Source organism: Paenibacillus sp. 1A_MP2, from assembly GCF_052244825.1.
GTDB classification, from domain to species: Bacteria; Bacillota; Bacilli; order Paenibacillales; family Paenibacillaceae; genus Paenibacillus; species Paenibacillus vandeheii.
This window is the reverse complement of the sequence record NZ_JBQQCS010000001.1, coordinates 5,993,867-6,015,199: the sequence shown is the minus strand read 5'-3', so window position 1 is coordinate 6,015,199 and position 21,333 is coordinate 5,993,867. Positions and strand designations below refer to the sequence as shown.

The 21,333-nt window shown below is 48.1% G+C and carries 17 protein-coding genes and 4 pseudogenes; 16 read left to right on the top strand and 5 right to left on the bottom strand.

Annotated elements, in window-relative coordinates:
- The first annotated feature begins 144 nt into the window (after positions 1-144).
- From ACTWJ7_RS29715 to ACTWJ7_RS29675, 9 genes and pseudogenes are all read left to right on the top strand, one after another.
- Positions 145-1,047, top strand: coding sequence for an ABC transporter ATP-binding protein (locus ACTWJ7_RS29715; protein ID WP_079349845.1), 903 nt, complete (start codon positions 145-147; stop codon positions 1,045-1,047).
- Positions 1,022-3,043: a hypothetical protein gene (locus ACTWJ7_RS29710; protein ID WP_079349844.1), complete on the top strand. Its 2,022-nt coding sequence runs from the start codon at positions 1,022-1,024 to the stop codon at positions 3,041-3,043. Before ACTWJ7_RS29715 ends, ACTWJ7_RS29710 begins: the two co-directional genes overlap by 26 nt.
- A gap of 317 nt (positions 3,044-3,360) precedes the next feature.
- Positions 3,361-4,254, top strand: a complete 894-nt coding sequence (locus tag ACTWJ7_RS29705; protein ID WP_443146154.1) for a hypothetical protein — start codon at positions 3,361-3,363, stop codon at positions 4,252-4,254.
- A gap of 331 nt (positions 4,255-4,585) precedes the next feature.
- Complete coding sequence (nikR, locus tag ACTWJ7_RS29700) at positions 4,586-5,095, top strand: nickel-responsive transcriptional regulator NikR (RefSeq protein ID WP_079349842.1); 510 nt, start codon at positions 4,586-4,588, stop codon at positions 5,093-5,095.
- 331 nt (positions 5,096-5,426) lie between these two features.
- Positions 5,427-7,055 (top strand): ABC transporter substrate-binding protein, encoded by a 1,629-nt coding sequence (locus ACTWJ7_RS29695; RefSeq protein WP_443146153.1) that lies wholly within the window; start codon positions 5,427-5,429, stop codon positions 7,053-7,055.
- Between the two features lie 41 nt (positions 7,056-7,096).
- Positions 7,097-8,090, top strand: a pseudogene (locus tag ACTWJ7_RS29690) (ABC transporter permease).
- A 155-nt stretch (positions 8,091-8,245) separates the two neighbouring features.
- Positions 8,246-9,075 (top strand): annotated as a pseudogene (locus ACTWJ7_RS29685) (ABC transporter permease).
- Position 9,076: 1 nt separating this feature from the next.
- Entirely contained in the window at positions 9,077-10,033 is a 957-nt protein-coding gene (locus tag ACTWJ7_RS29680; RefSeq protein WP_079349838.1) for an ABC transporter ATP-binding protein, read from the top strand.
- Positions 10,023-10,625 (top strand): ABC transporter ATP-binding protein, encoded by a 603-nt coding sequence (locus tag ACTWJ7_RS29675; protein ID WP_079349837.1) that lies wholly within the window; start codon positions 10,023-10,025, stop codon positions 10,623-10,625. The genes ACTWJ7_RS29680 and ACTWJ7_RS29675 overlap by 11 nt, the downstream gene beginning before the upstream one ends.
- A 194-nt stretch (positions 10,626-10,819) precedes the next feature.
- Here ACTWJ7_RS29675 and ACTWJ7_RS29670 read toward each other — a convergent pair whose 3' ends face one another.
- The 3 genes from ACTWJ7_RS29670 to ACTWJ7_RS29660 all read right to left on the bottom strand — a co-directional run bounded on the left by ACTWJ7_RS29670 (position 10,820) and on the right by ACTWJ7_RS29660 (position 14,376).
- Positions 10,820-11,740 (bottom strand): MalY/PatB family protein, encoded by a 921-nt coding sequence (locus tag ACTWJ7_RS29670; RefSeq protein WP_443146152.1) that lies wholly within the window; start codon positions 11,738-11,740, stop codon positions 10,820-10,822.
- Positions 11,662-12,015, bottom strand: coding sequence for a hypothetical protein (locus ACTWJ7_RS29665; protein WP_443146151.1), 354 nt, complete (start codon positions 12,013-12,015; stop codon positions 11,662-11,664). The genes ACTWJ7_RS29670 and ACTWJ7_RS29665 overlap by 79 nt, the downstream gene beginning before the upstream one ends.
- 360 nt (positions 12,016-12,375) lie before the next feature.
- Complete coding sequence (locus ACTWJ7_RS29660) at positions 12,376-14,376, bottom strand: alpha/beta hydrolase family protein (RefSeq protein WP_079349835.1); 2,001 nt, start codon at positions 14,374-14,376, stop codon at positions 12,376-12,378.
- A gap of 345 nt (positions 14,377-14,721) precedes the next feature.
- On the opposite strand from ACTWJ7_RS29660, the gene ACTWJ7_RS29655 reads away from it, so the two are divergent.
- The 7 genes and pseudogenes from ACTWJ7_RS29655 to ACTWJ7_RS29625 all read left to right on the top strand — a co-directional run bounded on the left by ACTWJ7_RS29655 (position 14,722) and on the right by ACTWJ7_RS29625 (position 18,857).
- On the top strand, positions 14,722-15,279 hold the full coding sequence (locus tag ACTWJ7_RS29655; RefSeq protein WP_079349834.1) for an STM3941 family protein: 558 nt from the start codon (positions 14,722-14,724) through the stop codon (positions 15,277-15,279).
- Positions 15,280-15,317: 38 nt separating this feature from the next.
- On the top strand, positions 15,318-16,184 hold the full coding sequence (locus ACTWJ7_RS29650) for an aldo/keto reductase (RefSeq protein WP_079349833.1): 867 nt from the start codon (positions 15,318-15,320) through the stop codon (positions 16,182-16,184).
- A gap of 180 nt (positions 16,185-16,364) precedes the next feature.
- A complete protein-coding gene (locus ACTWJ7_RS29645) occupies positions 16,365-16,775 on the top strand; it encodes a GntR family transcriptional regulator (protein WP_079349832.1) in 411 nt (136 codons plus the stop codon).
- Positions 16,768-17,465 (top strand): annotated as a pseudogene (locus ACTWJ7_RS29640) (ABC transporter ATP-binding protein). The gene ACTWJ7_RS29645 and the pseudogene ACTWJ7_RS29640 overlap by 8 nt, the downstream one beginning before the upstream one ends.
- Positions 17,462-18,202 carry a hypothetical protein gene (locus ACTWJ7_RS29635; protein ID WP_301879778.1) on the top strand — a complete coding sequence of 247 codons (741 nt, stop codon included), beginning with the start codon at positions 17,462-17,464 and terminating at the stop codon, positions 18,200-18,202. The pseudogene ACTWJ7_RS29640 and the gene ACTWJ7_RS29635 overlap by 4 nt, the downstream one beginning before the upstream one ends.
- A 152-nt stretch (positions 18,203-18,354) precedes the next feature.
- The gene (locus ACTWJ7_RS29630) at positions 18,355-18,525 is read left to right on the top strand and encodes a hypothetical protein (protein ID WP_301879777.1); all 171 of its coding nucleotides are present in this window, start codon (positions 18,355-18,357) and stop codon (positions 18,523-18,525) included.
- Positions 18,519-18,857, top strand: coding sequence for a hypothetical protein (locus tag ACTWJ7_RS29625; protein WP_301879776.1), 339 nt, complete (start codon positions 18,519-18,521; stop codon positions 18,855-18,857). The genes ACTWJ7_RS29630 and ACTWJ7_RS29625 overlap by 7 nt, the downstream gene beginning before the upstream one ends.
- A gap of 107 nt (positions 18,858-18,964) precedes the next feature.
- Here the strand turns inward: ACTWJ7_RS29625 and ACTWJ7_RS29620 are convergent, their stop codons facing one another.
- Together ACTWJ7_RS29620 and ACTWJ7_RS29615 are read right to left on the bottom strand one after the other, a co-directional pair.
- A complete protein-coding gene (locus tag ACTWJ7_RS29620; RefSeq protein ID WP_079349828.1) occupies positions 18,965-19,858 on the bottom strand; it encodes a WYL domain-containing protein in 894 nt (297 codons plus the stop codon).
- Positions 19,806-21,160, bottom strand: a pseudogene (locus tag ACTWJ7_RS29615) (helix-turn-helix transcriptional regulator). The gene ACTWJ7_RS29620 and the pseudogene ACTWJ7_RS29615 overlap by 53 nt, the downstream one beginning before the upstream one ends.
- Between the last annotated feature and the right edge of the window lie 173 nt (positions 21,161-21,333).

The window sequence follows — 21,333 nt, the reverse complement described above, 5'->3', positions numbered from 1 at the left end:
GAACATCCGAATGCAGCCATGAGAGATGAAATCAGAGCGGCTCTGGTGAAGCTGATTGCGGAAGCATCGTATTCCGGTTTGACCAAAGCCGATATGACGCTTTTATTTGAGGAAGCGATGGCCCGTATAGAAAGGGGGAGCCGAATGATTGAGCTGAACCAGGTCATCAAAGCGTTTGAACAGGAAAAGGCAGTGGATGGTGTAACGTTGCAGGTACATAAGGGGTCCATCTATGGTTTGCTTGGTTCCAATGGGGCAGGCAAGACGTCTTTGCTCAAAATTATGGCAGGCATCTATCGACAGGACAGCGGCACGGTTCGCATGGATGGGCAAGAAATATATGAAAATATGGATCTCAAGGGCCGCACCATTTTTATGGCCGATTCCCCATACTTTTTCCCACAATCGTCCATCCATCAGATGGCGGCCTTCTATCGTACGGTATATCCGCGTTGGAATGAGGAGAGATTCGTACAGCTCAGCAGTGTATTTAAACTGGATGTCAAAAGAAAACTGCATCGCATGTCCAAAGGCATGCGTCGTCAGGCAGCCGTATGGCTTGGACTCAGCTGTATGCCTGAAGTGCTGCTCATGGATGAGCCGATCGATGGTCTTGATCCCGTCATGCGGCAGCAGATCAAGAATCTGCTGTTCCAGGAAGCAGCGGAGCGTCAAGTGACGATTCTGATCTCGTCCCACAATTTGCGTGAGATTGAAGACCTGTGCGACCATGTTGCCATCATGCATAAAGGCCGGATTATCGTAGAGAAAGATCTGGATGATCTGAAGGCGGACACGCATAAAATTCAAGTGGCTTTCCGTCATCCAGATCATGCCAAGGCAATGGATGAACAGGTGAATATTTTACATGAGGAGAAGCGGGGGAGTGTATCCCTGTTTATTGTGAAGGGCAATCGCGAGGCTGTGACGGAACGATTCCGTGCATTGGATCCGTATCTGCTGGATGTGCTGCCGCTGACGCTGGAAGAAATATTTATCTATGAAATGGAGGATGCAGGATATGATATTCAACCGATTGTTCTGTAACCGGGGCATCCTGTTCCAAAATTTCAGGCAGCATGGGTGGATCGGCATCTTGTACCTGATCACGTTGTTATTTTCACTACCGCTTTATATCGCGACGGTATATCGGGAAGTACCTCAACAGATAACGAGTTTGTTTCAGGCGAATGGAGAAGTACAAATCCTGTTTGCTATTACGTTTCCGGTAGCTGCGGGCATATTTTTATTCCGTTATATGCAGTCCGGTCCGTCTTCGGATCTATTCCACAGTTTGCCGCTGCAACGAAAGCATCTACTCACGGTGAATCTGTTGACTGGGTTCGTCATGGTTTTGGTTCCGGTCTGGATTACCACGGCAATAACGGGCTGGGTATGGGCAGTACTGGATCAACCAGCCTATATTTTCGGTGGCAGTGAAATCTGGATGTGGGGCCTCAGTATGAGCATTTACTCGCTGTTTATGTTCATGATGACCGTAGTGGTAGGCATGTGCATTGGCCAGTCCGTATTACAGGGGCTTACCGTGTATGGGATTTTATTAGTGCCCGTCATTGTCTGGTTCATTTTCTCGCTGCATCTGCAAAACCATCTTCTCGGATATGCTTATGACGACGTTCGCTTTAATGCAGAGAAACTTTCACTTGTCCTGCGTATGGGTTCCATCAGCACGGCTCCTGTAATTCGTGCGGAACTTATCATTTATTCGGTTTTAGCCATTTTGTTCATCCCGTTAGCTTATGTATTTTATGCTAGAAGACAAGTGGAATCTGCCACTCAGGCAATCACGTTCCCTATTGTAAAACCAATATTCCGTTTTGGATTTATGTTTACTCTTGTTCTAATCGGTGGGGCCTATTTCACTTCGATCGCGCCCAGGGCATCTGTTGGGTGGGACGTGTGTGGTTACATCCTTGGTGGAATTGTGGGCTATATTGGAGCCGAGATGATTATCCGCAAAACCTGGCTCATTTGGACCAGGAAGCTGGTCCCGAAATTGGTTCTATACGGCTTTGTGGCTGGTTTGCTATTATATGTACCTGTCGCTGATTGGAACGGATATGCCGCTCGTGTGCCTGATATAAGCAAGGTCAACAGTATTAAGCTTGGCGGAGATCGTTACATTTATAGCAATGGTATTAACCAGAAGGTGGATGATAGTTCATTCTATTCGAATGATCCGGAATATGTGGAAGCAATCATCAATCTTCATCAAAAAATTATTGATACCGATTTGCCTTTGAGAGATCCAGTTAATCCGGATGATGATTATGACGAGGTATTTATTAACTACAAATTGGAGAACGGCAGGGTGATGAAACGTAGATATAACATTCCCGAAACCGAATTCCACAAGGAATTGATGGCTGTAAAACAGACAGAGGACTACAAAAGGGTTGCCTACGATACGTTCAAATTGGATGAGGATGCGCTGAGTATTGGACTGCGCTCAAGTCTCAGTACATTTCGTAAGGTATACATTAGTAATCCCAAACAAGTCCGTGAGTTCAAGGAATTGTTGAAACAGGACATCTTGGATCAGACCTATGAAGAACAGAGCACTCCGTGGCAGCCAATTGTATACGCGGAAATGAATCAGAATTCAACATCTACCGATCCTTATCAATCGAAGGAGATGTGGAATTTTGACATTAAACCGAGTTATAAGCGAGTGCTGGCATGGTTGAAAGAGAACAACTTATACGACCAGCTTCAAGTTCCCGTAGACGAAATCGCTTCGGCGCAATTTGTGAAACAGGAGATTGATAGTCCGGGCAAGGCGAAGTGGGTTTACTCTGATTCGGATTATATCGAAGTGAATTCAAGCGGTAATAAACAGATCGCAACTAAAAACAAAAAAATAATAAGCGGTTTGCTTCAACGTCAACGATCCGGATATCGGACAGAGAAGGATACGGTCTATCATATCAAGCTTAATTTCATTCGTGGTGAAGATGTGTACATGATACTGAAAGAAGAAGACCTGACAGAAGAGATGAAAGCCATCCTGGTCGGACAGTAAGACAATCTTTAAGCGGGAAGGGTTCTCCCGATAAACATGTAGATTTCTCAATCTGACTTGACCAGATACACCGTATGGAATATATTAGAAAAAGGAACGATTCGATTCGAAATTGATGACTGTTTCAGCGAATCCCATATGGAACGGCTTATGAGGGAAGCACCCGTAAGAGCAGGCAATACGCCTGACTTGCGGGTGCTTTTTTTGTTTTTGCCGACCTTTACAGATTAAGGGGTTGTGATTGAATCATATCGAATCACCCTGCATAGAACATCCAGCAGGTTACTATCTATTCATATTGAAGGGAGCAGAAGAGAATGCAAAATGGAGTTTTGGAGGACAATGCAAGTCATCAGGCGGGTCTTTGTTCGTGTTTAACACAAATCAGGGAACAGGGCATAATTGAGGCGAATGAAGACAAGCAACAGATTATGAATCAATCCCGGATGAGGAGCTTGAGCAATCATAGTCTCATGAGCAACCGATACGGGGCACGCCCTAACCTTCTTGCTAACATATGGACCCGTATGAGCTTGGGACTCATAATCATGTTCAGTATGAGTGTAATTTATTATTCCTCCATAGCTGAAGCGGCGGCGGGTCCTGAGCTTGGTGTAACCGCACAGAAAGCATGGGAGACGATACTGAACAAGGCTGATTCACAGACCAAGTTGTCCCTGCAACGAGCGTACGAGAATGTAGGGAACTGGACGACGCAAGAGCAATCTTGGGAACAAAAGACAAAGACCATTCATGCCGCCAATACCAAGGAGCTGGAGCAATTACGTATAAATATAAGGCAAATCGATGATGTAAAGATCGCGGGTCTAGCCGAAAAGGTAAAACAAACCGAGGTCCGCTATGAACCCTTGTTTGCCTTGTACAGTTCAGTGAACAGGCAGCTCGACGCCGCCAAAGCGATCAAAAACAAGGAATGGAGTGCGGCTATTCGCACCCAAGCGGATACGTTGAAACCTGTTGTTCAGCTTGCCCGAGAAGACATTCGTTTCAAGAAAAAGGAGCTTGCCGAAGCCCGCAAACGGAAAAGTACAGAAGTGAAACGACTGCGCGCTTTACTGGCTGGAGCCGATCAGGTGAAGAAGCAGATTCAAACGGGCAAAAACAGGCGAGCCTGTCGAAAGAGCGATATTCAAACGCGTTGCAGCAGTTCAAACAGAGTACGAAGCAAGGCCAGTCCTCACGTGTATTAAGCTCGCTAAACTCCTTGGCTGCAGCGGCAGAGAAATGGGCAGGCTCCAAACAACATATTTATACACTGGAACAGAAGGTAAGTGCTACCTATGCGAAAGTCAGTCAGGAACTGACCAAGAGACCTAAATAAAAGTACACCATATCAAAGCGCCATAAAAAACATCATAACAAACATCATAACAAACATCATAACAAACATCATAACAAACAACCTATCTCACCGTACTGTACTATAGCATCCTTTCTGCCACTACCGAGAATTAACAGTATAGTCGATGAGAAGACGGGACTATGGTACACTCGAAGCAAACGAGGCGGCAGGAGGATATGATGGCGGACAAAGAAGATTTGACCCGGTTCGGTGTGGCATTTCCCACACCTCTGATTGAACAGTTTGACAGGTATATCGAAGAGCAGGGATACAAAAACCGTTCGGAAGCTTTCCGTGATTTGGTCCGCAAAACATTGCTGGAGCCTTCTGCATTGCATGCCGAGCAGGATGTAGCGGGAACTATTGTGATGGTGTATGACCACCATATCAGTGATCTCCCTATTCGGTTAATGGAGCTGCAGCATGAGGCGCACCATGACATCATCTCCAATATGCACGTACATCTGAACCATGATCAGTGTCTTGAGGTCATTGCAGTGCGGGGTAACTTAGGACGATTGCGTCATCTGCATCAGCAGATCCAGGTTCAAAAAGGAGTACTGTATGCAGAGCTGTCTGTAACGTATGTGGATGAGCTTAACAAAATGGCAAGCCATCAAAGTCACAATTATGATCATAGTCACAATCAACAAAGTCCTCATCATCATTCTGATTCTTCATCGGAGTAAATTTGAATTTTCAACAAGCTATTCATCGGCTTTAGCCGGCTTTTTCCCATAGCCCGCAGTTAGAACAACAGATTATTGGTCCAATACCGATAATCTGTTGTTTTTATTTTGTTATAATACCTCACTTCAAACGGTGAATCACCTTGCCTAAATCCCTATGCATCCCTATGAATCTCATTTTAATTCCCTGTAAATGAAAATAAATGGATTTTGAAGTCAAGTTTGTTGACACAATAAAACTGTTTTGTGCTACAATTTTCAAAAAAAGTAACACGGAATTGGATTGGATAGTGAAAAATAAAGGGGGAACAGCGTAGATGCGCGGATTTTCATGGGGAAACGATCGGTTAGAGCGGGATTAGGCATTTTACTTATATGTACCGTTGGGCTATCGGGATGTACACAGGGGACATCCTCAACAATAGAGAACGCCCAGCAGGAGGCTTCACTTCCCAAAGACGAATTGGTGCTGGCCGTTGGCACGGAACCGGAAGGTGGATTTGATCCAACTACGGGTTGGGGACAGTATGGTTCGCCGCTCTTCCAGAGTACCTTGCTGAAAAGGGATGCCAAGCTTCAACTGGTCAATGATTTGGCTACAGACCATTCCGTTAGTGAAGATGGGCTGACCTGGACCGTAACACTACGGGATGATGTAAAGTTCTCCGATGGCGAGCCACTGACGGCCAAAGATGTCAGGTTTACGTTTGAAACGGCTGCCAAAAGCGGATCGGTCATCGATTTGACCAATATGGCTAATGTGGAAGCCTCAGATGCGACAACGGTCGTCTTCACATTAAAGTCGCCTCAGTCCACATTTATCAGTCTTCTGACTACACTCGGTATTGTACCTGAGCACGCCTATGGTTCTGATTATGCCGAGCATCCGGTTGGGTCTGGTCCTTACAAGCTGGTTCAATGGGATAAGGGTCAGCAGGCGATCGTTGAGGCGAACGAGCAATACTACGGGAAAAAGTCTACATTCCACAAATTGACGTTTCTCTATCTTGAGGAGGATGCAGCCTTTGCGGCGGCGCAGGCCGGTACAGTTGATATCGCGGCTATCCCGGCTGCGTTCAGCAAGCAGCAGGTGAACGGAATGAAATTGGAATCGGTAAAAACAGTTGATAACCGGGGCATCATGTTCCCGATGCAACCCTCAGGCGCTAAGTCTGGTGACGGCCTGCCAGCAGGTAACGATGTTACGTCCGACATCTCCATTCGCAAGGCGGTGAATGTAGTAATTGACCGAACTGCTTTGGTAGAAGGAGTACTGGAGGGGCACGGTCGTCCGGCCTATTCGGTCAGTGATGATCTGCCTTGGGGTAATCCGGATTCTGTATTCGCAGATGCGGATGTGGCTGAAGCGAAGCAGATTCTGGCTGATGGCGGCTGGGTGGATACAGACGGTGATGGAATTGTGGAGAAGAACGGCACGAAGGCCGAGTTCAGTCTGCTTTATTTTGCAGGGGATTTAACGAGACAATCACTGGCTCTGGCTGCTGCGGATATGGTGGCTCAGGCTGGGATCAAGATCAATGTGGAGGGCAAGAGCCGGGAAGAGACAAAAAAGCTGGCCTACACCAATGCCGTATTATTTGGCTGGGGAAGTCATGATCCGCTGGAAACCTACAACCTCTACAGCAGTACCCATAAAGGCGAAGGGTATTACAACACTGGATTGTACAGTAATCCAACCGTGGACCACTGGATGCAGCAGGCCCTCCAAGCGACAACGGAAGAAGAGGCATTGCCCTTCTGGCAGAACGCGGAGTGGGATGGATCGACAGGATTCAGTTACCAGGGAGATGCGCCATGGGCATGGCTGGTGAACATTGATCATCTGTATCTGGTGAAGAATGGTCTGAATATCGGTGAACAGCAGATCCATCCACATGGTCACGGCTGGCCGGTGACATCCAACCTGGAAGAATGGTCCTGGGATGACGATTTGAAATAGAAACTCTGTGGTAGTTTTAGCTTGGATTGGGGAGAGATTAGATGGAGGACAGGATGGGGTGGGCCAGATTTGTCGGATTTAAAATGCTGCGGCTTGTATCTTTGCTGGCAGGAGTCAGCGTGGTGTCTTTTATATTGATGCAATTCTCTCCAGTGGACCCGGTGGAGGCCTATATTGGTGGAGACATGATTAGGGTGAGTGCAGAGCAGCGCAGTCTGATTGAAGAACGTTGGGGGCTCAATGACTCACCACTAGAACGGCTGTTTACTTGGGGAAAGGCGCTCCTTCAGGGGGATCTGGGAACATCGATGATCTATAGGCAGCCGGTTGCAGACATCATCCAGGAACGGTTCATGAATTCTGTCGCTCTTATGGCGGTAGCATGGATGTTATCTGGTCTGATTGGTTTCGGCCTGGGTGTCGTTGCTGCCATGAAACGGGATTCGCGGCTGGATCGTCTGATCTGTTGGTACTGTTACACACTGGCTTCCACACCGGTATTCTGGATTGCGCTGTTACTGCTCATGGTATTCGGTGTATGGCTTGGCTGGTTGCCAATTGGACTTGGTGTACCTGCGGGTATGGCAGCAGATCAAGTGACGTGGGGGATCGGGCCATACACATGATTCTGCCTGCGCTGACGTTGAGTCTGACGGGCGTCGCCGCCATTGCCTTGCATACCCGGCAGAAGCTGGTGGATGTGCTGGACTCGGATTATATTCTTTTTGCGAGGGCGCGAGGTGAGCGAGGTATGCAACTGTTTCGTCGTCATGGGTTCAGGCATGTCGTACTGCCAGCTCTGACGCTGCAATTGGCTTCATTTAGTGAATTGTTCGGTGGGGCTGTACTTGCGGAGCAGGTGTTTTCCTACCCGGCCTGGGGCAGGCCACGGTTCAGGCGGGATTGCGCGGCGATGTGCCGCTGCTGCTTGGACTTGTGTTGTGCAGTGCGATATTTGTGTTTACAGGCAATATGCTGGCTGATATTTTATACCGGTTCATTGATCCGCGCATGAAGGAGGAGACGATAGGATGAAGCAAACATTGGAACGTCCCTCCCGACCTGCGGCTCAGACTGCACAGCATCCGAAAGCTAACTCTGCCAAAAGTGAGGCGGGGAACAAGAGAAGTTGGAGGTCAGTACGTCCACGTACCCATGGTCGGAAAGGGTATCCCGATCCCGGCGTCAGCATTCCACGTTTCCGTAATCCGCGCAAATGGGCGCTCGTTTGGGGCAGCCTTGGCGTGATCTGGATTGCCATCGTGTGGCTGACAGGCAGACTGCTTCCCGCTGAATCGACGCTGACCTCCTTGATGGATCGGAATCTGGCCCCAACTTGGGCACATCCTTTTGGTACGGATTGGCTGGGACGTGATATGTTTATGCGCACCTTAAAAGGATTGGCAACGAGCATTCAGGTGGGATTGCTTGCGGCTTGCGGCGGCGGGTTTATCGCGCTGGTATTGGGTCTGGCTGCTGCTTTGGGAAAGACTGCTGATCGGGTCATCTCATGGATCATTGACCTCTTCCTGAGTGTTCCTCATCTAGTCTCGCTGGTCATGCTGGCCTTTGTATTCGGTGGAGGTTTGCCTGGGGTAGCGTTAGCAATTGCCCTGACTCATTGGCCGAATCTGGCCCGGATTGTCCGGGCAGAGATGATTCAGCTAAAATCAGCAGAGTATATTCACATTTCACGCAGGTTGGGTCATTCGCGAATACGTATTGCGGTGCAGCACATGCTGCCGCATCTGATTCCGCAGCTGTTCGTGGGTGTGCTGCTGATCTTCTCTCATGCCATTCTGCATGAGGCAGCGATTACGTTTCTGGGGCTGGGGCTGTCGCCGCAGCAGCCAGCGATCGGTATTATTTTGTCAGAGTCGATGAGATATTTGTCCGCAGGCATGTGGTGGCTGGCCTTTTCCCGGGACTCGCATTGTTGTTGGTTGTTCGTGCGTTTGATGTACTGGGCGGCAGTCTGAAGACATTAACGGGTACCGGCAGTTCAAGGGAGGTAGGATAACATGGCTCTTCTGGAAGTGCAGGGCGTATCGGTTTCATTCCGACGTGCGCGGGGATGGTTTGGGCACGAGGAGAACCTTGTAATTCAGGATCTGGATCTGTCTGTGAATGAAGGCGAGATTGTAGCGGTCGTAGGGGCAAGTGGATCTGGCAAAAGTGTGTTGGCGCAGGCGATCATGGGCATTCTTCCTGCCAATGCCAAGCTGGAGGGCCGGATAAGCTATGCGGGCGAACCCTTAACCCTGGAGCGACAGCTTCATCTGCGTGGAGATGAACTGGTGTACATTCCGCAATCAGTCAGTTATTTGGACCCGTTATTGAAGGTAGGCAGGCAGGTTCATCCGGTAAGCCAAAAGTCAGGACGAAAGCATCGATCGACATCCCGATCCGTAATGCAAAAAGCAGAGCAGGAACTGATGGGACACTATGGATTACCACAGGGCACCTCGGGCAAATATCCGTTTGAATTATCAGGCGGCATGGCTCGACGCGTGCTGATGGCAACAGCCACTTCGGGTGAGCCGAAATTGATTATTGCTGATGAGCCAACACCTGGCATACATCCCGAAGTGCTGGCTGAAACGATGAAGCATTTTCGTCAATTGGCCAATGAAGGTGTTGGCATCCTTTGGATTACCCATGATATTACGACTGCCCTGACGGCAGCTGATCGCATATCCGTATTTTACGCAGGCTCCAATGTAGAGACGGCGCAGGTTTGTGATTTTACAGGTAAGGGCGAACGGTTACGACATCCATACACGAAAGCGCTCTGGAGCGCTTTGCCGCAAAACGAATTTCAACCTCTGTCGGGTACCCAGCCTGTAGCAGGCCGGCAACGGTTAGAAGGATGCTCATTTGCACCACGCTGCATTGGAGCGACCACGGATTGCACGAACGAACGTCCTGAGCTGCGCAAGGTGCGCGGTGGGGAAGTGAGGTGCGTTCATGCCACTTGAGGCTCGAAAGACAAGTTATCGTTATAGTAAAGACGCTTGGGTATTTCAGAATATAAGTCTGGAAGTACAGCAGGGGGAAGCCGTTGGCTTGTGGGGGCCCAGTGGTTGTGGCAAAACAAGTCTGGGACGTATCCTTGCAGGTTATGTGGAACCGTTGGCAGGTCAAGTGCTGCTGGATGGGAAGCCGCTTCCCAAAACCGGCCCCTGTCCGGTGCAGCTTGTATTCCAGCATCCCGAGAAAGCGGTAAATCCTCGCTGGCGGATGCACCGTGTCTTGAAGGAAGCAGCGATTGAGGATGAGGGTCTGCTCAATGACTTGGGGATCCAAACGAATTGGCTGGAGCGGAGGCCCGGTGAATTGTCAGGCGGCGAATTGCAGCGCTTCTGTGTAGCGCGCGCACTCGGCTCAGCAACTCGATACGTGATTGCCGATGAGATGACCACGATGCTGGATGCGATCACCCAGGCACAGATCTGGCATAGCGTGATGAACATTGCGCGTCAGCGTAATCTGGGACTGCTGATTATCAGCCATGATAGAGAGTTACTGGACAGGTTATGTGATCGGATTATTCCAATGCCAACATCGTAGTATGCTGGATATCAGTATTTTGCATCATTCGATTTCTATCACTAATGGGTACAAATTATAAAAGGGGTGTCCGGGTAGTCCATCATGACATTAATCATGAAAATGACTACGGGACACCCTCTTTACAATTTTAACGAACTATACAGGCTCTATTAGCTGAAATTTTGAAAATATAGCTTTGCACCTGATTGAACTCATTCCGCCGACAGCCTACCCACCAGCACTGACAATCTGCGCATGGCTTCTTCTACTGTTGAACGTGGGCAGGCCACATTCATGCGCATGAATCCTGTACCTTCCACTCCGAAAATGCTCCCATCATTGAAAGCGAGTCCCGCTTCCTTGAGCAGCATCGTACACAGTTGCGCATGCGGGATATTCAGCTTCCGGAAATCCATCCACAGCAGGTAAGTTGCTTCTGGAAGCTGGATTCCGATTTGCGGCATATGCTCCGCGACGTATTCTTGCACGTATTCCATATTTCCACGGATATAGGCAAGACAGTCATCCAGCCATTCTTCAGCGCCATTGTAAGCCGCTTCGGCTGCCACTGCTCCCAGCGTGCTGATGTTGGCAAGCCCCATTGTTTTCACGCCCTGCATGAATGATTCCCGCAGCTTGGCATTTGGAATGATGATATTGGAGGTACAGAGGCCGGGAATGTTGAACGTTTTGCTTGGTGCTGTACAGATGATGCTGAGATCAGCGATAGCTTCGGAAATAAGAGCCAGTGGCGTATGTGCACCGTGTTGGTGGACGAGATCGGCATGAATCTCATCCGAAACGATGAGTATATCATATTGCACGCAGAGTGCAGCAAGGTTCTGAAGTTCTTCACGAGTCCATACCCGTCCGACCGGGTTGTGAGGACTGCACAGAATCAGCATTTTGACCCGACCCGTCTTCAGGCAGGATTCCAGATGCTCCAGATCCATAGCGTAATGTCCATCGTTCTCCACTAATGGATTGGTCATCAGCTCTCTGCCCTGACCGCGGACCACTTCATAGAAGGGGGCATATACCGGAGTCTGGATTACTACCGCATCTCCCGGGTCAGTGAAACGTTGTACAGCAATGCTGAGTGCAGGCACAATCCCCGGGTGAATACGATCCATTCATCGTTAATACTCCAGTTGTGACGCCGATCCATCCATCCCGATAGCGCTGCGTGATACGCATCTGTCCTCACCGTATAGCCAAAAATCCCATGCTCCATTCGAGTCTTCAGCGCCTGAATGACCGATGGTGGAGCGGCGAAATCCATATCGGCAACCCACATGGGGAGCGCATCTGCGACGCCAAAAATCTCTTCAAGCGCATCCCATTTCTCTGATCCTGTGGAGAGCCGACTAATCGGCTCGTCAAATGGTTGATTATTGTTCTTGCTCATGACTTGAATCCCCCCTTGATATCCGTTCCTTCGACTACAATCGACAGATTATTATCTAATAAATTGGTTGATTTCGCAACTTGCAACCAGCAGATAGATTCCATTTTGTAAGGGGCTATTTCCAGAACTTTTGTTCATGTGGAAATAATGATTTGAGCGTGCAAAGGGATGCCTCCACGGCAGTAACTATCCCAAACCCAAATGTGAACACAGTAAAAACCACCAGAAAAGGTCAAGATGATGACCCTTCTACTGATGGTTTTTGTTAATTCATTGTTCTTCTTTCCCAGGAAAAGATGAGGAGCAAGAAGAAGTTTAATTATTTATTTTATTTCATAGTTAAGCGATCTTATGATGGCATTACAGATGCTCATTGAACCATCCAGCAATATGCTCCAGTCGACGTACCCTTAAGTGTGGGTGACCTCCGCGGGACAACTCGTGATTGGCTCCCGGGAAACGAACGAACCGAGTGGTCTGTTTGCGTCGCTTTAAAGCAACATACAACTGTTCAGCCTGTTCAATCGGACAACGCAGATCCTGCTCACCATGCAAAATCAGCAATGGCGTGTTGACGTTGCCGACATAGGCAAGCGGGGAGTGTTTCCATAACTTCTCGGTGTCATCCCACGCATTACCGCCAATCTGGTCCTCCGTGAAAAAGAATCCAATATCACTGACCCCGTAGAACGAGAGCCAGTTCGAGATCGAACGCTGAGTGACGGCTGCCTTGAAACGGTCGGTATGTCCAACGATCCAGTTGGTCATGAAGCCGCCATAACTGCCGCCAGTGACTCCAAGACGAGACTCGTCGATAAACGGATACCGGGATAACGCATAATCCATGGCTTCCATCAGATCACGATAATCCCCACCGCCATAGTCACCACGGCAGGCATTCACGAATTGCTGTCCGTATCCAAGGCCACCCCGCGGATTGATGTATACAACAGCGTATCCCTGTGCTGCGAGGATCTGGAACTCATGCATAAACGTAAACCCATACATCATATGTGGACCGCCATGAATTTCAAGGATGGTTGGGACTTTGACACCTTCCACCATGCCAGCTGGTTTCAGCATCCAGCCCTGCAGTCGTAAGCCGTCAGTGGAATCGAACCAGAAGGTCTCTGGTGTGCTAAGCTGAATCTCTTCTTCCAGTTGGGGATTGCTATGGGTTAGTTGTATAGGTTGGGCCCGTGTATCTTCAGGCTGAGTATATAGAAAGAGATCGCCAGGACTTAATACGTCTGCTACGGCAGCCACTATCTGTCCATTTTCCAGTTCCGCAAACTGATAGAACTCTTTCTCGTCCGGCAAGATATATTCGGCATAACTGCCGTCCCTTGCAAACCGGGCAATTCGGACACTGCCTTCAACAGTAGCAAGACAGAGAATGGATGAACCATCACGACTGAACACCGGACCCGTATTGGTTAAGTGAGAGCGCATATCACCGACAAGGCTGTGATTCATCTGTACATCCCAATCCTTGCTCAGACATACGGGTTTGCCGCCTGAGATCGGAAGGGTGTAGAGCTTGACCAGCGTAGCATTTCCATAGGAGCGGTCACTGGCAAGCAGCGCAAGGGATTGTCCATCAGGTGCGTACGTCAGCCGCCCGAAAGAGTATCCTTCCGGGGTCAACTGCTGCATGTCAGATCCGTCAGCCTTGGCACGATACACATGGTTCGTCAGGGTGTAATCGTTATGCTGCTCGCCCTCTTCCGGCAACTGAGCGATCCAGGCAATGGACTCACCGTCCGGCGACCACGCATAGTCCCCAACGTCATAATGGCCTGTAGTTACAGGGACAGCCTCTCCGCCTTCGGCTGGAACACGGAAGAGATGGGTTCGTCTGCCATTCCACAGCCCGCCACTGTCGGACTTCATTCGAATACGATCCACAACAAGTTCTTGCAGCAGTTTTTTATCTGAATCTTCGGTTTCATCTTCGTTTTTCTCGCTCATGTCCACCGATGATTTAACCAGTAAAGTAAGTCCATCCGGCGACCAGAGCAGGGAACTGACTCCATGCTTCAAATGGCTGATTTGCTGTGCTTCTCCACCATCTGAGGCGATCAGCCATACTTGTGTTTTGCCTTCATGCTCTCGTAAAAAAGCAAGCTGTGAGCCATCCGGTGACCATGCAGGAGCATGATCTTTATCTCCAGATGTGAAAGGCCTGTCCTTCTGGTTCTCCAGATGGAGGAGTCTCAGGTGAGAAGAATAACCGTCCCATGCTTCATTTGTTTTTCGGCTTACATATACCAGTTGTCCACCCTGAGGAGACGGAGTTGGATCATTAACCCATGTAATCTGAAAAAGATCTTCCGATGTTATGCCGCGCAGACTGTTCATTGTTTGTCCTCCCACCACGAATCAGAATATGTTAATTTCCTAACCTTTCCATTTATATTAACGGAAAGCATGAGGCAGGACAATACGATTCTGAACGAACGTTTCTTAACAATATCACCTGCACCGAAAAGGAATTATTGGAAGCATGACGAATCCTAATGTTGAATAGTCATGAAATGGACGAAATGTGTCAGAAAATGTTTTTTTAATTTAATTTAATTCTATTTAATTCTATTTAATAAACAATGCCATTTGAGTATATTTGGTAATCAGCTCATTCAATGAGCTGAACCCTGTTTATATAGATCATTCTTGTCTCAGTCACCATGAAGGAGGAGCATCACATTGTCCACATCCTATGATCAACAGCACGTGGAATACCCGAGCCGGATACGCATGGCATGGCTAACAGTGGGGGCGGCAATTTTTGTAGCAGCCGGATTTTTTTTGATGTTTGATGATTCTTCAACTAAGGGATCCGCCATTTCTTCCGTTATAGGCTTGTTCTCCATTTTGTTTTTTGGGCTTTGTCTCTGCTATAGTTTGGTTAAGATGATTAAGAAGGAACCTTCCTTTGTTGTTGATGAGCATGGATTTGTGGATTCCTCTTCTTACACATCGGGAGGGCTAATTTCCTGGAAAGATGTTGAGAATATTTTTATGTATGAATTCATGGGTCAGAAGATGATTGGGGTTAAACTCTGGGACGAAACTGCCTTTCTGGATCGACAGAATGGGATGAAACGCAAATTAATGACGGTCAACAGCAGCATGGTCGATGCTACCGTAAGTATTGTCCAGAACAGCCTCACGTTACCGCTGGATCAGTTGTATACGATGATGGTGGAGCGTTGGAAGCGATCGAATGAAGGCAATAGCTTTGAACTGCTTGATAATGAATAGATAGGGTAGAAGAGCATTCTCAGATTGGAGGAGTATAGATGAAACGAGGAAATCAAGCTCAGGCGATCCAGCTATCCGATGGAACAACACTGCCTGCAATTGGACAGGGAACCTGGTACATGGGTGAGAAGCAATCCAGTCGGAGAGAAGAAGTTCAGGCACTGCGTTATGGGATTGAACGTGGTATGACCGTGATTGACACGGCCGAGATGTATGCGGAAGGCGGGGCAGAAGAGGTTACTGGTGAGGCGATAATGGACTGTCGGGATGATGTATTTCTGGTATCCAAGGTGTATCCTCATCATGCGGATCGGAAGCAAATGATCACCGCTTGTGAGCGCAGCCTCTCACGTCTGGGTACAGATCGCCTGGACTTGTACTTGCTGCACTGGCGTGGGGGTGTACCGTTGCAAGAGACGGTCGAAGCGATGGAACAGCTGAAACAATCGGGTAAAATTCTGCGCTGGGGTGTCTCCAATCTGGACAAAGAGGACATGCAGGAACTATGGAACATTCCAGAGGGTAAACACTGTGCAGTGAATCAGGTTCTGTATCATGCGGCTTCCAGGGGGATTGAATACGATCTCCTTCCCTGGCTACGGGAACGTCATGTTCCTGTGATGGCGTATTGCCCGCTGGCTCAGGGTGGCAGGCTCCGGAAAGAGTTGCTGGAGCATCCAATCATCCTTGATATTTCCCGTGATCGGGGAGTTAGTCCATCACAAATCGCGTTATCCTGGGTTATCAGGGATGGTGATGTACTAGCGATCCCGAAAGCTGTACAGTTGGATCATGTTGCAGAAAATGCGGCGGCGATGCATGTTACTTTGACTCAAGATGAAGTGGTTCGATTAAATGAGGCATTCCCTGCACCTAAGGGCAAAGTGCCTTTGGATATTGTTTAGATAACTTCTGATTAGGTTGGACACCTCATATCATGATCATAGTCAGAAGAATCAAGAGCAGATCTCAGGATCTGTTCTTTTTTGTGTGTAGAAGGCAATTTAAATAAATGGGCTTTACAACATCAAATCACTAGTGTACTATGTAACTAACACACAGATACAGAGAGGAGCGAGAATATTGTGAGCATCGAATTTGACAACAACTTGCCCATCTACCTGCAGATCATGCAGTACATCAAAAGACAGATCGTAACAGGCACACTTAAGGCAGGCGATAAAATTCCTTCGGTTCGTGAATTGGCGGCCGAATTACAGATCAATCCCAATACGGTACAACGGACATTCCAGGAATTGGAGCGTGAAGAAGTGGTCGAAACCAAACGGGGTCTGGGCCGATATGTGACAAGTGAGGAGTCGAAAATTATGACGATCAAAAAAGAGATGGCTGGCGAATTGCTGGAGCGTTTTCTAACAGGAATGCAGGAGCTGGGCATTGATGAACAGGACATCGTAACCATCGTGGCAGATGCTGTTGCAGACGGTAAGCAGTCACTGGGTCGCGATGGAAGAGGAGGAACATTGAATGAGTAATATTCTTGAGTTGAACAATATAAACAAAACGTATGGCAGCAAGAAGGCCCTTCATGACATCACATTGGATATCGCACCAGGCCGAATTGTAGGTTTGCTGGGCAGCAACGGAAGTGGCAAAAGTACCCTGATGAAGCTGGTTGCAGGTTTGCTGCACCCCAGCAGCGGAGACATTCGCGTAACCGGAAAATCGGTTGGATTGGAAACCAAGTCGCTGGTATCCTTTATGCCGGACCGGCCATTGACCGAGAATTGGATGAAGGTCCGGGATGCAATTGCGTACTACCGTGATTTCTATGCTGATTTTGATGAAGTTAAAGCCAGAGAGATGCTTGAATTTATGAAGCTTGAAGAGGGAGTGCGGGTACGGCATTTGTCGAAAGGCATGAATGAACGACTGCAACTAACACTGGCTCTTTCCCGTAAGGCTCGCCTCTATTTGCTGGATGAACCGATTGGCGGGGTAGACCCGGTTGCCCGGGCAAAATTCTGGACGCCATTGTGAAGTTCTACGATGAAGACAGCAGTCTGATCATTTCTACGCATCTTGTAACGGATATCGAACGAATTTTTGATGAAGTAATCTTCATTCGTGAAGGTGAAATGGTGATGCGGGAAGAGGTTGAGACCCTGCGTCTCAAGTACGGAAAAAGTGTGGATGAAATGTTCAAGGAGGTCTATGCAGAATGATGACGTTGCTGAAGTACGACTTTAGAAGGAATTGGAACACGCTGCTTGCCGGGCTGGCAGTATTGATTATCGTGCAAATTGGGCTGGCAATGTTCATGTCAGATATAACAGGTAGCGTTATAGGTGTTATGGCATATGTCGGTGTAGGCGTGTCTATTTATGTGAAGATGATTAAGACGTACTGGTCCAATATCCGTTCGTATAATCGCCGTCTCGTTCCCGTAACAGGACTGTCTCACGTTTTGTCTCCTTTAATATTCGGAACGCTTTGCGGGCTGGGAGTGATGGTTGTAGCTGTCATTCATTACTTCATCTTCAGTGCAACGCACACAGATATGAACTTGGCCAGTGCCATTAATATGTCGGGCATTCATGTTTCCGAGATCATTTCCTTGCTGCTGTTTGTCTGGTGGGTAGTATTGTTCATAACCGTCATCATCTTTCTCTCCATATCCATTGGTGGCAGCTTCCGCTTTAAAACAGGGCCCTGGATTAGTATCATTGCATTCTTCGTATTAACCAATCTCATTAGCTGGTTGGAGAATATTATCTTCTCAGGTCGTTTTAACCCGAATGAATTATTTCAGGTCACGGAAAAAAGTACAGGGATCTCTATTACGTCCAATCGGATCTTGTGGTCACAGGGAACATGGTGGAGTGTTATATTCGAAATCATCGTGGCTATGATTTTGGTTGCAGCTGCCGTATACCTGAATAATAAAAAAGTGGAAGTGTAAGTAAAAGTAAAAGTAAAAGTAAAAGTTCTGTCAGCTGCAGGTTGAGCTGACAGTTTTTTTATTTTGAAGCATTTCCCAGTTCTTATACGTAAATAGGGATATATGTCTTTAACAATAAGGGAGAAGGTTTATTTCCTGTAAGGAGGGCTTCCATGGAACTCTATTTCAGAGATAATTTCTTTAATGCAGGGTACACCGAGATTATGAACCATGAACAGGAACAGGAACAGGCGGGTCATCTCGATTTGAAAAGTGCCTTTGGCTCATCGCTTGATGTATTCGATAACTCGGGACTCATTTGCTGTGGTAATTCCGCATGTTAAGTAATCGTTGGGATGTGACCTCAGGCGATGGAAGGGAATGGGGTGTCTTACGGGCGAGGATTAGCTTCTTCAGTAAAAAGTATGAATACGATGCCGGACCGCGTGGTGTGTATGATGTCTCCGCTCCGGCGTTTTCACAGGAATATAATATTACCGGGATGGGCGGCAAAATTGTGGCAAGCTTCAGGCGTACAAATGGCTGGTTCGGTTCAGGTGGGTTTGTGTTAGACAACCAATCCGAACAACTGGATACGTATGAGTTGATTGCCGTTGTGATGGGCGTACATGCAATTAACAAAAGAAGGAATTCAGCTGCCAGTAGCAGTACGTAAGCGTATCATCAAAAGGGCTGCCCCGTCATCTTCATGACTATGGGGAGCCCCTTTGTATATTGTGGAAATTTATCAACAGCTTATCGGCCACTCAGTTGACGTGCACGTTAGGCAGAGTCACTTCCGTCTGCCTCGATGAAAGGCTCCTCCACATGCTGGCTCCGCACTCCTTCATAAGTTCGTTCAGGCTGTAATTCAGTCCCAAATTCCGCATAGCGTGCCAGCACTTTGGCGGCTGTCTCAGACATTCGCGCTCGAAGGGCAGCATTGTCTGCGATCCGTACCCGTTTGCCCAGAAAACGCATTTTGGACAGCACATAATCCATCTCATTCCGAGGAATTGTCAGCTCAATCCGATAGGTTTGTTGTTCTTCTTCATATTCAACCTGCTTCTCGAAGCAGGAGAAGGCGTACAGAATCCGCGACAACTCCTGGTTGAATTCAGGCAGTACTTCAATAGTCACGGTTGTCTTCCTATTCTCCGTCAAATTAGCGATTTTGGTAGCATATTGAGAGGCAATCTCCGATTCAACATTCTGAGCCTGCACCGCAATAATGCTGTGCAGCTTGGTTGACATCAGCTTGCCGAAGCGTGGAGCATACCAGAGCACGTACCATTCCTTTTTGACCATGGAATATTCGAGCTTGTAGGGAAAACCGAACTGATCCTGGCTGATGCGTCCATTGCGCACACGCCCTGTCAAACGAAACCCCTGATGATGCAGAATCAGCTGCCGTAACGGCTTGAGCAGCGGATGAAAAACGCTGTTTTCTTCACTTTTGGCCTTTTCGGTCAGATAATCCTGAAGGTCCAGATCCTGCTCCGCATCCAGCATGTCATGCATTTTGTGCAACGTGTCGGGGTTCAGCGCTTCTGGTGCGGCGGGGTGATTCAGCATCATGCGCAGCCAGGCTCGTTCCTGTGAGGTCCAGGTGAACAGTCCGGTTTCATTCAATCTCGTCATCATCTGATAGTTGAACATCTTCTCGAACAAATTCATAATATTGCGCAATCTCCTTCCATTCCTTAATCATCTCCTGACGCAGCCTCTGTGGAGCGATCACCTCGCAGCTTGAGCCAAAACTCCGAAGCCACGGCTTAATCTCGGTGGTACCGTTGACCTGAATTTCATAGAGAAAGGTATGTTCCGTTTCGGGCGTAATCGTTCCCCATTGACCTTGCAAACGTACCCGATCCAGAATGAAGTTACGCTGGCCATCCCGTGGATGGAAGAATCGGGCTTGAACCGTCACGGTGTTCCCCGTATCCACCAGCCAGCTGTAGCGGCTAATTTCGGCCCACTGCTGCTTCAATTCGAGCATATATTCTTCTTCAATTGCACCCTGTTCCTCCAGCTGCGTAATGCCTTCCATCCGAAATTTCACAAAGCCACGGCGCCCTTGATATCCAATGACATACCAGCGGCCATACTGATGATCATAGACCACTTCAAGCGGTACGATCCGGTTGGATCGTCCGCCTGCTTCCCGTTCAAAGCGTGGATTCGTATTCTGCGAGCTGTAGCTGGACGGTTTTTTGGGTGAATAATACAGGAACTGCACATGTTTTCGTTGTCGAATTGCACTAAGCAGGGTGTACAGATGCGCTTCGTCCAGAATGCGGGAATAATAGTGGTACTTGTATATAAATGGTTCGGTGGCTTCTTCCTGCGGATAGCTTGTTGCAATGGCTTTTTTGAGACTGTCGCGTAATAAATACCCCTGTACGGAAGGAACCTGGGTGTTCGCCATAATATCCACAAAATCATACAGCTCCAGCTGTTCTTCCACGGTTAACCCCGTAAGTACGTCCTGCTGCAAAAGGTAACGATAAGGTCTGCCGCCAGATTCCTTGCGGATGACCCGACTTCTTCCAGATACTTCAGATCTGAACGAATCGTCTTTTCGTCAGGCAAAGCCAGATCCTCCGGCAGATCAGCGCAGCAGGCATCCAGCAGTTCCATAGCGGTTAAAGCTTGATCCTGTAAGGTATGCAAAAGGACGGATAGACGCTGAACTTCAGTCTCTTTCATTGACTTGGCACGGAATAGGAAGAGCAGCATCGGTTCAGCGGATTCCCCATACTGGAAGCGTACGAGCTCTGCCATTTCTTTATTTTGTTCCGAACCGGTGCGTTGGTCGGCGACGGACTGCATGATTTCTTTTAACCTGCGTTGGGTTTTATCAAAAGTATGTACGGATATGCCGAGCCGCTCGGCGTATTGTTTACGGTTGTACGCGCCACTTGTCAGGGACAACATGCGCAGAAATTGAATTTCTTTGTCAAAGCTCTCTTTAGCCATGAGCATTCACTCCTTGTTATCCCTTCATTGTATCAGGATGAGTGGCCGGTTTCATTTTAAACTTATGGAGGTTGAATCAATTTCATCATACCTTTAGCTGCTTCAATCGTTACAAAACGATGATTTAATGAGTTGTGAAATGGATTCGTCGCCATACTTTTGCCATGTTCGCG